The sequence below is a fragment of the Salinicola lusitanus genome (genome assembly GCF_003206045.1).
GTDB lineage: Bacteria > Pseudomonadota > Gammaproteobacteria > Pseudomonadales > Halomonadaceae > Salinicola > Salinicola lusitanus.
Genome location: NZ_PZJM01000012.1, coordinates 23,179 through 37,824, shown reverse-complemented (window position 1 = coordinate 37,824; position 14,646 = coordinate 23,179). Strand labels below are relative to the sequence as shown.

The following is a 14,646-nucleotide window of genomic DNA, read 5'->3' as shown; positions in this document are numbered from 1 at the left end:
GATGCGTACTTTACGATTCTCCGCGGCACTTGGCAAGCGTTGGGAAACAAAAATCCCAAAATTTCGACTGCGCGTCATCAAACCGTCACCCACCCGTGCATCTGTCTCTAGATCACCCAGAGATCCAGGAACGCATCCACCGGCGTCGAGTCGAACCTTTCTCCGTCTTCGTACAGCTCGAAGATCTGCTCACAGCGCTGCACCGGAAAACGGGTTGCCAGATTGTGGCGGAGCTTTTCCTTGAGCTGCGGGATTCCCTCTTCCCGACGTCGCCGATGTCCCAGGGGATACTCCACCTCCACAAGCTCGGTGCAGGTTCCATCGTTGAAGAAGACCTGGACCGCGTTGGCAATGGAGCGCTTGTCCGCTTGATGATACTCGCGGCTATACCGCTCGTCTTCGACGACCTCCATCTTGTCGCGCAGGAGATCGATGATCGGATGCGCAAGATGAAAATCGTCCTCGTAGTGCTCGGCAGTCAGATTACCGAACGCCAGCGGCACCGCGATCATGTACTGCAGGCAGTGGTCACGATCGGCCGGATTGGCGAGCTCGCCTACCTTGGAGATGATCCGGATGGCCGACTCATGGGTGGTCACGACGATACGCTCGATCTCATCGAGACGATCACGCACCTGCGGGTGCAGCGTCACCGCAGCCTCGGCCGCTGTCTGCGCGTGGAACTCCGCCGGAAAGCTGATCTTGAACAGCACGTTCTCCATGACGTAGCTGCCATAAGCCTGCGACACGCGGAATCTCCGCTCCGCCTCCGGCTTGATCCGTTGATCCTTGTTGGTCTTGCTGAAAGCGACGTCGTAGAAGCCCCATTGCGGCGCAGTGAGCACGCCAGGGATGCCCATCTCACCCCGCATGGCGATGTCGGCCAGCCTTACCGCTCGGGAGGTCGCGTCTCCTGCCGCCCAGCTCTTGCGCGATCCGGCGTTGGGGGCATGACGGTAGGTGCGGAGGCTCTGTCCGTCGACGAACGCATGCGACAGTGCCGACAGCAGCTGCTCACGATTGGCGCCCATCAACTTGGCTACGACGGCGGTCGATGCCACCTTCACCAGGATGACGTGATCGAGCCCTACTCGGTTGAACGAGTTCTCCAGTGCCAGGACACCCTGTATCTCATGGGCCATGATCATCGCTTCGAGCACGTGGCGCAGGGTCAGCGGCGTCTCGCCCTTCGCCACGCGCTGCTGAGAAAGATGGTCGGCAACCGCCAGGATGCCGCCCAGATTGTCCGACGGGTGGCCCCATTCCGCTGCCAGCCAGGTATCGTTGTAGTCCAGCCACCGAATGATGCAGCCGATATCCCAAGCCGCTTTCACCGGATCGAGCCGAAGCTGGGTCCCGGGCACACGAGCCCCGTTGGGAACGACGGTCCCCTCCACCAACGGCCCAAGATGCTTGGTGCACTCCGGGAAGCGCAATGCCAGCAATCCGCAACCGAGCGTATCCATTAGGCAATGCCGGGCCGTCTCCAGCGCCTCCCGACTGTCGACTCGATAATCGAGCACATAGTCCGTGATGGCCTGAAGCTCCGGATCGTAGTCAGGGCGCTGGTTGAAATCGACGTTGGCGCTCATGAGGTTTCCTTGGATTGTCGTTGATCAATGGCGCATGGCTCGAAGCCGCGGTTACCGGCGCTGCTCGATCGGCACCCAATCGCGTCTTTCCGGGCCGACGTAATCGGCACTGGGCCGGATGATGCGGTTATTGGCGCGCTGTTCGAAGATGTGCCCGCACCACCCGGTCAACCGCGAACAGACGAAGATAGGCGTGAACAGCTTCGTCGGAATGCCCATGAAGTGGTAAGCGCTGGCATGATAGAAGTCGGCGTTGGGGAACAGTTTCTTCTCTCTTTTCATGACTGCTTCGACACGCTCGGATACGGCATAGAGATGCGTATCGCCCACGTCGTCCGCCAACCGTTTCGCCCACTGCTGGATGATCGCGCTGCGCGGGTCGGACTCGCGATAGATGGCATGACCGAAACCCATGACCTTTTCCTTGCGCTCCAGCATCTCGAGCAGGCGCCGCTCCGCTTCGTCCGGCGTCGACCAGCGGCTGATCATCTCCATGGCCGCTTCGTTGGCCCCACCATGCAGCGGCCCGCGCAGCGAGCCAATCGCACCGGTGACGCAGCTGTGCAGATCGGAGAGCGTGGAGGCACAGACCCGCGCGGTGAAGGTCGAGGCATTGAACTCGTGCTCGGCGTAGAGAATCAGCGAGACATTCATCACCCTGGCATGCAGGTCCGAAGCCGGCTTGCCGTGCAGCAGATGCAGAAAATGACCGCCAACGGAGACGTCGTCCGTTTCGGTCTCGATGCGTTCGCCATGATGAGAGTAGCGATACCAGTAGTTGAGCATCGACGGCATGACGGCCAGCAATCGATCGGCGTGGCGCTGCTGATCCTCCATGCGCTGCTCGGTCTCAAGGTTACCCAGCATCGAAGTGCCGGTGCGCAATACATCCATCGGATGGGCATCCGACGGGATCTGCTCCAGCACTCTCTTCAAGGGCTCTGGCAGCGAGCGGGAATGCTGGAGCAGGGCGATGTAGTCGTCCAACTGCGACTGGTTGGGCAGCGCGCCCTTCAGCAGTAGATAGGCGACCTCCTCGAAACGCGCGTTTTCCGCCAGCGTCTGGATGTCGTAGCCGCGATAGGTCAGTCCCGAACCGCTTTTTCCGACGGTGCACAGTTCGGTGGTGCCCGCGCTCTGGCCCCGCAAGCCGGTACTCTTCGTCATCTCTGCCATGAAAGCCTCCTTATCTATTACTCGCCTCGATCGCCTTCCTTCGCAAAAAGCGCATCGAGTTTGCGTTCATAGGCGTGATAGTCGAGAAACTCGTAGAGCTCGTCCCGCGTCTGCATCAGCTCCACGACGTCCCGCTGGTGTCCCTTGGCATGGATGTCCCGATACACTTTCAACGCAGCCGCATTCATCGCGCGAAACGCGGATAGTGGATAAAGCACCATCTGGCAGCCGACCTCCGCCAGCTCTTGCTGGGTGAACAGCGGCGTGGCACCGAACTCGGTGATATTGGCCAGGATGGGTGCGTCGACGCCCTCGCAGAACGCCCGGTAGTCATCCAGGGTATGGACCGCCTCGGCAAAAATGGCGTCGGCGCCCGCCTCGACACAGGCATTGGCCCGCTCCACGGCGGCGGCAAGGCCCTCTTTCTGGAAGGCATCGGTGCGCGCAACCAGGTAGAAATCCGCATCGTGTCGGGCATCGACGGCAGCCTTGACACGGTCGACCATCTCCGCCTGCGAAACGATCTCCTTGTTGGGGCGGTGCCCGCAGCGTTTCTGCGCCACCTGATCCTCGAGATGAACGGCCGCCACGCCGGCCCGCTCCATTTCTCGAATCGTGCGGGCGATATTGAGAGCCCCGCCCCAACCGGTGTCGATATCCACCAGCAGAGGCAATTCGGCAGCCGCGGTGATGCGACGAGCGTCTTCGACCACGTCATTGAGCGTGGTCATGCCCAGATCCGGAAGACCGTGGGAGGCATTGGCGACACCGCCACCGGAGAGGTAGAGGGCGTGGTGACCCACCGCCTGGGCCATCATCGCACTGTAGGCATTGATGGCACCGACGATGGGTAGCGGATGATGGGCGGCCAACGCCCTCCGAAAGCGTGCACCGGGGGTGAGCGACGTCATGATTCGATCCTCGAGGTCTGGGAAGAAGAGGCCGGTTCTTCCACCAGCGTTTGCGCGTAGTGGGCGGCGACGTTTTCGCGGGAAGCGCTGACGTGGCGACGCATCAGCAGCTCGGCGAGCTCGGCGTCACCCGCCTCGATCGCATCGACGATGCGATGATGCTCGACGAAGGCGCGTTGCGGCCGGGACCCCTTGGCGCTGAACTGCGTCCGATAGAGCCGTACCAGGTAATAAAGGTCATCGCACAGCAGCGTCATCAGCATGCGATTGTGGCTGCCCTGCACGATGCGGTAATGAAAGTCGAGATCGCCTTCCCGCTGGTAGTAGGCCTCACCACTGGCCAGATCCTCCTGCCGCTCATGAAAGGCGAGAACGCTGCGCAGGCCCGCGATCTCCTCGGCCGTCATCGACGTCGCCGCCAGTCGCGCGGCCATGCTCTCCAGCGCCTCGCGCACGTCGAACAGCTCCAGCAACTCGTCCATCGAAAGCTTGACGACCCGCGCGCCGACGTGCGGCACGCGCTCGATCAGCCGATAGGTTTCCAGCCGCCGCATGGCTTCCCGCAAGGGCCCGCGGGAGATACCGTAGTGAGCGGAGAGCTCCGGCTCCGTGATACGGGTGCCGGGAGGCAGCTCGCCGCGGACGATCGCGCGCTGAAGCTGATGAAACACCCGCTCGGCCAGGGTGCGAACCGCTGGCAGCTCGGTGTCGATCTGATGATTATCGGTAGGGAATTGGGACATTAAGTTGTTAACAATGAAAGGGCTTACGCCTATCATAGGTGCCACTTTTCCTCCCGGCAACGTAATAATCGCGCAATATATGGCACTTTAGTCGGACCCTAGGAAACAGAACCCCTAGAATTGTCGACAATCAAGTGTTACTACGCAGGTTTTACTGACCCTGGCCGCTCCCCTCCCCCTCTCCTTGCCGGTGCCGAATCGCAGCCGTTCGCTGGGCGCGCAAAGCCCTCGCTCATCACCGAGACTCTCGATAAACTTGCCGGCCGGCATCAGTTGCCGATAACCCGAGATGCGGCTGCCGATGCCGAGTCGCCGTTCATTCGTCAGGAAAAGGTGTTCATGGCTGGCGCGAGACCCTGGCTCGAGATAGCCGATTTCCCCTACACCCCCGACCCGGGCCCGCTCTTCGAGCACCTGCATCGCCGTCCTGGGGCCGTGCTGCTGGACAGCGGCCGTCCCGACGCTCCGGGTGGCCGCTTCGACATTCTCAGCAGTGACCCGTTGGCGACGCTGACCATCGATGAAGGCCAAGTACGATGTGAGCCATCGATACGCCTGCCGGACGAGCCGTTCGCGGCTCAACGAGCCCTCCTGGATCATGCCGAAGCCGAATGGCTGCCCCGTCTGCCGGCCGACCTCGCTGCCAGAACTGGCCCCCTGCCCTTTCTCGGTGGACTGATCGGTCACTGGAGTTATTCACTGGCTTCCGCGCGCGACCCGAGCGGCCACTCCTCACCGCGCGTCGACTCTCGCCCGGGGCCAAAGCTGCCTTCGGCAAGGCTCGCACTCTACGACTGGGCGCTGATCCAGGATCATGAAGCGCAGCGTAGCTGGCTGGTCGCGACCGCCGAACGCCGCCAGCAGGTAATGCGTTGGCTGCACGAGGTCGCGACGCCGAGCCGGCCGGACTTCGCCCTGACCGGCCCATTCGTCGGCGATATCGATCGCGCCGGCTATGCCAGACGCTTTCAGCGCGTCATCGACTATCTGCACGCCGGCGACTGCTATCAGATCAATCTGGCGCAGCGCTTCACCGCCCGCTTCGAGGGCAGCACCTGGCAGGCGTATCGCCGCCTTCGCCGCGCCACGCCCACGCCCTACGGCGGCTACCTCGCCTGGGACGACAAGGCCATTCTCTCGCTGTCGCCCGAGCGATTCATCGGCGTCGTCGACGGTCAGGTCGAGACTCGGCCGATCAAGGGGACTCGACCCCGCGGCTCGACCCCCGACGAGGACCGGCAGCTGGCAGAGGAGCTTCAGCAGAGCGCCAAGGATCGTGCCGAGAATGTCATGATCGTCGATCTGCTGCGCAACGATCTGGGCCGCGTCTGCCGCCCCGGCAGCGTCAAGGTCCCGCAACTCTGCAGCCTGGAGAGCTACGCCAATGTCCATCATCTGGTCAGCGTGGTTTGCGGTGAACTGGCAAGCCCTGCACAACCGCTGGATCTGCTGGCTGCCGCTTTCCCCGGCGGCTCGATCACCGGCGCCCCCAAGCGTCGCGCGATGCAGATCATCGACGAACTCGAGCCCAGCCAGCGTAGCGTCTACTGCGGCAGCCTGGGCTATCTCGACCGACGTGGCCATCTGGATACCTCGATCGCGATACGCACCGTCGTCGCCGACGGCGATACCCTGCACATCTGGGGCGGCGGTGGACTGGTCGCGGATTCGGACGAAGAAGCCGAATACCGGGAGACCCTCGCCAAGATCGGGAGACTGATGCAGGCGCTGACGGATCGCCACCAGGTCGAGAACGATTCCCAATAGCATTCCATTGGTTTACGCTGCCCGACGCCATCTTCCAACAACGAAGCCACCTTGAAAGCCACGACGATTTCGCCCCGCGCCAGTGCACCGCAGACCACGGCCGATCGCTACCTCTCCCGCCGGCGTCGTCAGCACTGGCTGATCGCGCTGACCGCGATGGCCACGTTGACGTCGCTACTGATCGACATCGGCACCGGGCCAGGCGCCTACCCGCTACTCGACGTAGTGAAGACCCTGGCGATGCCGTCGCAGGCTTCCCGCGTGCTGCAGGTGGTGGTCTGGGAGATCCGGCTGCCGGTCGCGACGATGGCCATCGTCGTCGGCGCCAGTCTTGCCGTCGCAGGCGCGGAAATGCAGACACTGCTCAACAATCCTCTCGCCGATCCCTTCACGCTGGGGATTTCTTCCGCGGCCAGCTTTGGCGCGGCGCTTGCCATCGTGCTGGGTTTCGGCGTCCTGCCCGTCGCCGGCACCCTGCTGCTGACTGCCAATGCCTTCGCCCTGGCCATGCTCGCGTCGCTGATGATCTGGGCGCTGAGCCGGCTGAAGGGGGTCAGCGTGCAGACGATGGTGCTGATGGGGATCGCGATCATGTTTTTCTTCAACGCCTTGCTGGGGATGCTTCAGTACGTCGCCTCCGCCGAGTCGCTGCAGCAACTCGTATTCTGGTCGCTGGGCAGCTTGAACAAGGCAAGCTGGGGGAAAGTCGCCCTGGCCGCCCTGGCCCTGCTCGCCACCATGCCGATCTTCATTCGGGCCAGATGGCAGTTGACGGCCCTGCGCCTGGGAGAAACCCAGGCCAAGTCCATGGGGATCGACGTCGGCCGGCTGCGTTTGCGCATGTTGCTCTGCTGCGCGCTGCTGTCGGCGACGGCGGTCGCGTTCGTGGGGACCATCGGGTTCGTCGGGCTGGTCGGCCCGCATATCGCCCGGCTGCTGGTGGGCGAGGATCAACGCGTCTTCCTGCCGATGTCCGCGCTGACCGGCGCACTGATCCTCTCGGTGACCTCGATCCTCTCGAAGACGCTCATTCCCGGCATCCTGCTACCGATCGGCATCCTGACTGCGCTGATCGGCTTGCCGTTCTTCGTTTCGCTGATCCTGCGCTCGCGCAAGGAGAACTGGCGATGAGCCTGCAAATCGAGCGACTCGACTGTTCGCTGGGGAAACACCGGGTACTGCACGACCTCTCCGGCCTGACCGCAAGGCCGGGCGAGATAACGGCGCTGATCGGACCCAACGGTGCGGGGAAGTCGACGCTGCTCAAGGCGATCGCCGGCATCGAGAGTGCCAGCGGCCACATCCTCCTGGCCGGAGAGCGGCTCGATTCACTGTCGCTCGAGCAGCGCAGCCGGCGACTCTATTACCTTCCCCAGGACACCAGCACCCAGGCGGCGCTGAGCGTCTTCGAGGCTGTCCTGCTGGCGCGTCGAACCCAGGTGGCAGAGCCTGCCGCCACGGCGCTCTCGGCGGTCGAGCGCGCACTGAAATCACTGGAACTCGAACCGCTCGCCGAGCGCGAACTGGTCGCGCTGTCCGGTGGCCAGCGTCAGCGCGTCGCCATCGCCCAGGCCATCGTGCGGCGTCCGGCACTGTTGATGCTCGATGAACCGACCAGCGCCTTGGACCTCCATCATCAACTGCAGGTGCTCGATTACCTTCAGCGGTTGGCGCGTCGCGAAGCGATGACCGTCATTCTGGCCATCCACGACCTGAATCTGGCCGCCCGCTTCGCCGACCGTCTCTGGGTCATCAAGGCGGGACGGCAAGTCGCCAGCGGAACGCCGGGGGAGGTGTTGACGCCAGCTCGGCTGCGGGCGGTCTACGCCATCGACGCTCACGTCGAGTGGCCGCCGGACGCGCCGCCACGCATCACGCCTCTCTCGGCGCTGCGCTCGCTCGGCGCTTAATAATCAGAAGATCGGTTCGCATCGACATGTAGATAATTTGGTTATATATAAACCTAACCAAACGGTATTGGTCGACGCCTCGAGGGGGTTGGTAGAGTGGCAGCCATCCCACATATCCCCGCTGCGCCTCGTCGGAAACTCAGGCGAGCCCTCCAAAGGAGTCACCCATGGCGTTCGACCTCGATGCTCTCAATCGTGAAATCGGCCACGATCCTCTGGCCCTCACCGAGTTTGCACTGGGCCTGGATCAGAAGGCGATCTGCACCACCAATTTCCGTCCGTTCGAGGCCGTGATCCTGCACCTGGTCACCCGCGTTCGTCCCGACATCCCCGTCATCTGGATGGACAGCGGCTACAACACGCCCGCGACCTACCGTTTCGCCGAGGAGCTGACCAGGCGGCTCGATCTCAACCTGACCATTTACCACCCACACCGCTCGCGGGCCCATCGGGAGTCCGTCGAGGGGCCAACCCCGGAAATCGGCGACCCACGGCATGCAGCGTTCACGGAAGAGGTCAAGCTGGAACCATTTCGACGGGCGCTGGCCGAAACGGCGCCGGATGTCTGGTTCACGGCGCTAAGGGCCGAGGACACCCCGGAGCGCTCGCGCATGCAGCCGCTGTCGCGCAATGCCGATGGCCTGCTGAAAGTGGCGCCCGTCCTACATTGGACTGCCAAGCAGATGTACCAGTACCTGCAACAGCATGATCTGCCCAACAACTTCGACTACTTCGACCCGACCAAGGTCGAGGACAAGCGCGAGTGCGGGCTGCACCTGCAGCACTGATTGACTCAGGTACATAGTGCAGAGCGCCCCGCCGATGGCGGGGCGCTCTACGTTCGGGCAGGCTGAAACGGGGGAAATGCCCCTCAAAGCACGGGCAGTTGAATCCCCTTGAACAGCTCGGCCTCGTGCCTCGGGCCCGCTGCCAGCGCTCGCTCGACGGTCTCTCGATCCAGGTGGGGGGCCATGCGCTTGACGAAGTCGTACATGTAGGTCCGCATGAAGGTGCCGCGGCGAATGCCGATCTTGGTGGTGGAGCTCTCGAACAGATGCGAGGCATCCACCGCCACGAGATCGCTGTCGGCCACCGGATCGACCGCCATGTGGGCGACAATGCCGATACCAAGACCCAGCCGCACGTAGGTCTTGATCACGTCGGAGTCGGCTGCGGTAAGGACGACGTTGGGCGTCAGATCCCGGGACTTGAAGGCGTCGTCGAGCTGGGAGCGACCGGTAAAACCGAAGACATAGGTTACCAGCGGGTGCTCGGCCACCCGTTCGAGTGTCAATTCACCGCTCGCCAGAGGATGCCCCTTGGGTACCAGGACACAGCGATTCCAGCGATAGCACGGTAGCAGCACGAGATCGTTGAACAGCTCGAGCGACTCGGTACAGATCGCGAAATCCGCCGTCCCCTCGCTCACCATCTGGGCGATCTGCTTGGGCGTTCCCTGCTGCATGTGAAGGGCGACATCCGGGTACTTCTGACGGAATTCGCCGATCACGCTGGGCAGCACGTAACGTGCCTGCGTATGCGTCGTGGCAATCGCCAGACTGCCGCGGCGTTCGTCGCTGTGCTCCTGAGCGACGTGCTTGATGTCATCGACCGTGCGCAACACCTTGCCGGCCAGCTCGACGATCGCCTCCCCCGCAGGCGTGACGCGTGTCAGATGCTTGCCGCTGCGCGCGAATATCTCTACCCCTAGCTCGTCTTCCAACAGTCGAATCTGCTTGGAAATTCCAGGTTGTGACGTGAACAGGCTCTGAGCGGTTGCCGAGACATTGAGCTGATGCCGTGTCACTTCCCATACGTAGCGCAACTGTTGGAGCTTCATGAGCAACCTCGTGGCTTCCAGAATCTTCAAAACGGCATAAAAAACATGACGTAGATTACTTTACGCAATAAGTCGTGGGGCGTGAAGGCGCTGGAGCTACGATTATTGGGTATGAAAAAAAGATGTTTAATAACCTTGCGCTATCGTTCCGATAAAGCCAGGGATTTGCCAGCACCCTGCGCAAGGGCTAACATCGCCCCCATAAGCTCGAGAAGAGCGCAATGTCTCCAGGAGTTAACGTCATGTCCAACAATGTCGATGTCACCACCGCCAATTTCGAGCAGGAGGTGTTGAACGCGGACAAGCCGGTGCTGCTCAAGTTCTGGGCACCCTGGTGCGGCCCCTGCAAGATGATGGCGCCCGTGGTCGACGAAGTCGCCGACGAGAAAGCGGATGACATCAAGGTCGTCAGCGTCAACGTCGATGACGCCCCGGAGATCGCCTCCGAACATGGCGTTCGTGGCGTTCCCACCGTCATGCTGTTCAAGTCCGGCGCCAAAGTGGCGTCACTGGTCGGCGCTCAGTCCAAGTCCCAGCTGACGCAGTTTCTCGAACAGAACGGCTGAGCCTCGCCACCTGTCGACAAGGCCGCGCTCCCGAGAGCGCGGTTTTTTTGTGCCTGCAGACGATCGGCCGCGCCGACTCGGAGAACCCCCGAGCGCTATTCGACCTCTTCCTCCAGATCGTCCAACGCTTCCTGAACCTTGCGCTGATGGCGGCGACGGCGCTCCGAGGGGCTGAGCATCTTCGCGATCCAGCGCGTCTCGGGATGGCTGTCGAGGGCAATCTTGAGGGTCATTGTCAGGGGCACCGACAGCAGCATTCCCACCGGCCCCAGGATCCAGCCCCAGACCACCAGCGACAGGAACGCGACCAATGTCGAGAGCCCCATCGTCCGCCCCATGACCCGTGGCTCGATGATATTGCCCAGCACGAAGTTGATGGTCAGGTAGGCACCCGCCAGCGTCATCGCCTTCACCACCCCCCCATCCGGCATCGCCAGTGTCAGCAACACCGGGGGTATCGCAGCCAATACCGAACCGATGTTGGGGATGTAGTTGAGAATGAAGGCCAGCGCGCCCCAGAGCAGGGCGAACTCGACGCCGACGAGCCAGGCCGAAATAGTGACCAGCAGGCCGGTGATCAGGCTGATCGCCGTCTTTACGGCCATATACCGCTTGAGGTTGTAGCTGAACTCGGTGAAGCGCTCCAGGCTCGGCCCCGGATTGGTCAGCGCCCTGGCCACCTTCTGACGGAAATCCAGCGTCTCGAAGAGCATGAAATTGACCATCAGCAGGATGACCAGACTCTGGGACAGCACCAGACCGAGACCACTGATGAACCCGGATAGCCAGCTTTGGTCTCCGGAGTCGTCGACCATGTTGGACAACTGCTGCGGTGAGACCGAAAGCCCCTGATTCGCCAGCCACTCCAGCAGGTTCAGATAATGGCCCTCCAGCTGCTTCTGCATCTCGGGCCAGCTATCCATGAACATCGTGAAGCTGTTGCCCAGCAAGGTGCCGAACAGAGCCAGTAGCCCTCCCAGTATCAACAGCGTGATCAGGACCGCCGCGTAGGAGTTGACGCCACGCCGATAGAGCCAATGGACCGGCGAGGTGCAGATCACCGCCACGAACAACGACAGCAGGATCGGGATGATGAGGCTTTCCGCGGCGCGTATCCCGGCGATGATGATCGTCAGCGATGCCAGCGTCAGCATCAGATTGAAGGGAACGTTACGAAAAGCGGGTTCCTGTCCGGGCGACATATGCAAGATCCTGGTGGTCACGTCCTGTGGGCCACGACATTAGCACGATCCCGCGGCGGGTACGTTGCTGCGGCGCAAAGTGAGTGAAAGATAGCGGCTTACCGCGAGCCTGACGACAAGCGCCCCCGAGTCGTCGACTCGGGGGCGCCAGCTGCCTGTCCCAGGCAAGATTACGACCGTCGGAGATCAACCATAGCGACCGGTGATGTAATCCTCGGTCCGGGACTCTCTCGGCTGGGTGAATATCTTGGTGGTGTCGTCACACTCGATCAGGCTCCCCAGATACATGAACGCGGTGATATCGGATATTCGCGCCGCCTGCTGCATGTTGTGGGTGACGATGACGATCGTGTAGTCCTTCTTGAGCTCGTTGATCAGATCCTCGATATACCCGGTCGAGATCGGATCCAATGCCGAGGTCGGCTCGTCGAGCAGAATCACCTCTGGCTTCACCGCGATGGTGCGCGCGATGCACAAGCGTTGCTGCTGGCCGCCCGAGAGCGCCTGACCGCTCTGCTTGAGCTTGTCCTTGACCTCGTTCCACAGTGCCGCCTTGCGCAACGCCCACTCCACTCGCTCCTCGAGATCCCGAGCGGAGAGCTTCTCGTAGAGACGAATACCGAAGGCGACGTTATCGAAGACCGACATCGGGAACGGCGTCGGTTTCTGAAACACCATGCCGACACGAGATCTCAGCAGGTTGAGATCGACCCCAGCCTCATAGATATCGTGCTCGTCGAGCAGAATCTGCCCCTCGGTACGAATCCCTTCGTAGAGATCATGGATCCGATTGAAGCAACGGATCAACGTGGATTTGCCACACCCCGACGGGCCGATGAACGCCGTCACCTGGCGTTCGGGAATTTCCATGGTGACATTCTTGATCGCCTGGAACTTCCCATAGAAGAGATTCAGATCGTTGACGCGCAGCTTGGTGGCGATCTGCGGGGCGGCAGCCGCTTCAGCGGCGCCGGCGTTGCGCTTCTGGTCGAGATGAATATCGGCTGTCATGGCAGTCTCGCAGCTAGAAATCAGGATCGCTGGCGCGAGAAGTAGCGCGCCGCAATGTTCAGAATCAGAATGGCAGCGGTCAGGATCAAGGCCCCGCCCCAGGCCAACGCGACCAGATCGGGAATGAAGGCGTTGATCGTCATGTTCTGATAGATGGTCATCGGCAGGTTGGCCATTTCACTACCCAGGTCGAAGAAGTTCCACTGATTGGAATTCAGCGACGTGAACAGTAGCGGTGCCGTCTCGCCGCTGATGCGCGCGAACCCCAGGAGAATCCCGGTCATGATCCCCGCGCGAGCGCCGCTGTAACAGACTCGGACGATGATCCACCAGCGATGGGCCCCCAGCGCGGCCGCGGCTTCCCGCAACGAGTTGGGGATCAATCGCAACATGTCCTCTGTCGAGCGAATGACCACCGGCACGATGATGACCGTCAACGCCAGCACGCCGGCCCAGCCGGAGAAGTTGCCCATCGGGACCACCACTACGGCATAGATGAACAGGCCGATGATGATCGAGGGTGCCGACAACAGGATATCGTTGATGAAACGGATTACCTTGGCCATCAAGCCCTTGCCGCTGTACTCCGCCAGCCAGGTACCGGCGGCCACGCCGATGACGGTGCCGATCACCGTTGCCGCGCAGGTCATGAGGAAGGTTCCCCAGATCGCGTTGCCCAGACCCCCGCCGTTCATGCGGGTACGCTCGACGAACGTCGACGGAGAGATCGCCCCGATCCCCTTGGTGACCAGCGTGAAGAGAATCGCGAAGAGAAAGACGAAGCCGATCACCGTCGCCAGTTGGCAGAGCACCATCACCAGCTGGTTGAGGCGTTTGCGGCGCCGGTAGAGCGGCGTTTGATTGGTATCCATAGACTCTCTCCTCCCGCTCAGGCGTGGCGACCGGTGCTGTTGCGCAACAGATATCGCGCGAAGGCCAGCACCGCGAAGGTGATCAGGAACAGGATCAGACCCAGCGCCAGCAGCGCCGAGCGCTGGGTTCCGTCGGATTCGGAGAACTGATTGGCAATCAGTGCCGCGATCGAGGTTCCCTGCCCTGTCAGGGTGGCGTCGAGGAACAGGTTATTGCCGATGACGAACGTCACCGCCATGGTTTCCCCCAGCGCGCGCCCCAGCCCCAGCACGACGCCGCCGACCAGCCCGCCCTTCACCGAGGGCAGGATGACCTGACGTGTCACCTCCCAGGTCGTGCAGCCCAACCCATAGGCGGATTCGCGCATGACCGCCGGGACCGTATTGATGACATCTCGTGATACGGCCGTGATGAAGGGAATGATCATCACCGCCAGAATGATGCCCGCCGTCGCCAGACCGGTGCCGGCGGGAAAGACCGAGGGGAACCAGGTGCGCAGCAGTGGCGCCAGCACCTCCATGCCCCACATGCCGTAGATAATCGAGGGAATTCCCGCCAGCAGTTCGATCAGGGTGCTCAGCGGCTGCCGCAGGAACCCCGGACACTGCTCGGTCAGGAAGATCGCGATGCCGAACGAGACCGGCACGGCGATGACGATAGCGATGAATGACGTCAGCAGCGTGCCGTAGATCGCCGGCAGTGCACCGAAGACTTCGACATTGGCCGCCCAGCGGTTTTCCGTGAAGAAGTCCAGTCCGTAGCGCTGTAGCGCGGGCCAGCTGGAGAACATCAGTGACGCGATGATCGCCCCGAGTAGCAGCAACACGGCGAAAGCGAAGGCAAACAACGTGCGCTCGAACCACACATCGATGCGCGCCTTTCGTTGCAGCCGCCTGCGAGTGGCATCGCTGAGATGCCCCAGGCTGCTGGTGGGAATCGCGTTGGTGGTGGCCATCTTCGTTCCTCGTCACTTGCCACTTACCGCCCTGAGGCGGCGTCTGATACAGCGCCGCGACGGAGGCGGTTGTCCCGCCAGCCGTCGCGGTACGTCAGTC

The 14,646-nt window shown here is 62.1% G+C and carries 14 protein-coding genes; 5 read left to right on the top strand and 9 right to left on the bottom strand.

Annotated elements, in window-relative coordinates:
• Positions 1 to 107: 107 nt before the first annotated feature.
• Genes prpD through DOM45_RS16930 form a run of 4 tightly spaced genes read right to left on the bottom strand, consistent with a single transcriptional unit; the run spans position 108 to position 4,422 of the window.
• A complete protein-coding gene (prpD, locus tag DOM45_RS16945; RefSeq protein ID WP_110602445.1) occupies positions 108 to 1,592 on the bottom strand; it encodes a 2-methylcitrate dehydratase in 1,485 nt (494 codons plus the stop codon).
• Between the two features lie 51 nt (positions 1,593 to 1,643).
• Positions 1,644 to 2,768, bottom strand: coding sequence for a bifunctional 2-methylcitrate synthase/citrate synthase (prpC, locus tag DOM45_RS16940; protein ID WP_110602444.1), 1,125 nt, complete (start codon positions 2,766 to 2,768; stop codon positions 1,644 to 1,646).
• A gap of 17 nt (positions 2,769 to 2,785) precedes the next feature.
• On the bottom strand, positions 2,786 to 3,679 hold the full coding sequence (gene prpB, locus DOM45_RS16935) for a methylisocitrate lyase (protein ID WP_110602442.1): 894 nt from the start codon (positions 3,677 to 3,679) through the stop codon (positions 2,786 to 2,788).
• Positions 3,676 to 4,422, bottom strand: coding sequence for a GntR family transcriptional regulator (locus DOM45_RS16930; RefSeq protein WP_110602440.1), 747 nt, complete (start codon positions 4,420 to 4,422; stop codon positions 3,676 to 3,678). Before DOM45_RS16930 ends, prpB begins: the two co-directional genes overlap by 4 nt.
• Before the next feature lie 339 nt (positions 4,423 to 4,761).
• Here DOM45_RS16930 and pabB point away from each other — a divergent pair, with 339 nt between their 5' ends.
• The 4 genes from pabB (at position 4,762) to DOM45_RS16910 (ending at position 8,887) form a co-directional block, all read left to right on the top strand.
• Entirely contained in the window at positions 4,762 to 6,189 is a 1,428-nt protein-coding gene (pabB, locus tag DOM45_RS16925; RefSeq protein ID WP_110602438.1) for an aminodeoxychorismate synthase component I, read from the top strand.
• A gap of 51 nt (positions 6,190 to 6,240) precedes the next feature.
• The gene (locus DOM45_RS16920) at positions 6,241 to 7,320 is read left to right on the top strand and encodes a FecCD family ABC transporter permease (RefSeq protein WP_240612440.1); all 1,080 of its coding nucleotides are present in this window, start codon (positions 6,241 to 6,243) and stop codon (positions 7,318 to 7,320) included.
• Positions 7,317 to 8,099: an ABC transporter ATP-binding protein gene (locus DOM45_RS16915; RefSeq protein ID WP_110602437.1), complete on the top strand. Its 783-nt coding sequence runs from the start codon at positions 7,317 to 7,319 to the stop codon at positions 8,097 to 8,099. The genes DOM45_RS16920 and DOM45_RS16915 overlap by 4 nt, the downstream gene beginning before the upstream one ends.
• 167 nt (positions 8,100 to 8,266) lie before the next feature.
• Positions 8,267 to 8,887, top strand: coding sequence for a phosphoadenosine phosphosulfate reductase domain-containing protein (locus tag DOM45_RS16910; protein ID WP_110602435.1), 621 nt, complete (start codon positions 8,267 to 8,269; stop codon positions 8,885 to 8,887).
• 83 nt (positions 8,888 to 8,970) lie between these two features.
• On the opposite strand, the gene cysB is transcribed toward DOM45_RS16910, so the two are convergent.
• A complete protein-coding gene (gene cysB, locus DOM45_RS16905; RefSeq protein WP_110602433.1) occupies positions 8,971 to 9,939 on the bottom strand; it encodes an HTH-type transcriptional regulator CysB in 969 nt (322 codons plus the stop codon).
• A gap of 242 nt (positions 9,940 to 10,181) precedes the next feature.
• Here cysB and trxA point away from each other — a divergent pair, with 242 nt between their 5' ends.
• On the top strand, positions 10,182 to 10,505 hold the full coding sequence (gene trxA / locus DOM45_RS16900; protein ID WP_110602432.1) for a thioredoxin: 324 nt from the start codon (positions 10,182 to 10,184) through the stop codon (positions 10,503 to 10,505).
• 95 nt (positions 10,506 to 10,600) lie between these two features.
• On the opposite strand, the gene DOM45_RS16895 is transcribed toward trxA, so the two are convergent.
• From DOM45_RS16895 to pstC, 4 genes are all read right to left on the bottom strand, one after another.
• Positions 10,601 to 11,707, bottom strand: coding sequence for an AI-2E family transporter (locus tag DOM45_RS16895; RefSeq protein WP_110602431.1), 1,107 nt, complete (start codon positions 11,705 to 11,707; stop codon positions 10,601 to 10,603).
• A gap of 186 nt (positions 11,708 to 11,893) precedes the next feature.
• Positions 11,894 to 12,718 carry a phosphate ABC transporter ATP-binding protein PstB gene (pstB, locus tag DOM45_RS16890; RefSeq protein WP_110602429.1) on the bottom strand — a complete coding sequence of 275 codons (825 nt, stop codon included), beginning with the start codon at positions 12,716 to 12,718 and terminating at the stop codon, positions 11,894 to 11,896.
• A 20-nt stretch (positions 12,719 to 12,738) separates the two neighbouring features.
• Positions 12,739 to 13,590, bottom strand: a complete 852-nt coding sequence (pstA, locus tag DOM45_RS16885; protein ID WP_110602428.1) for a phosphate ABC transporter permease PstA — start codon at positions 13,588 to 13,590, stop codon at positions 12,739 to 12,741.
• A 17-nt stretch (positions 13,591 to 13,607) separates the two neighbouring features.
• A complete protein-coding gene (gene pstC, locus DOM45_RS16880; RefSeq protein ID WP_110602426.1) occupies positions 13,608 to 14,546 on the bottom strand; it encodes a phosphate ABC transporter permease subunit PstC in 939 nt (312 codons plus the stop codon).
• Positions 14,547 to 14,646 lie beyond the last annotated feature (100 nt).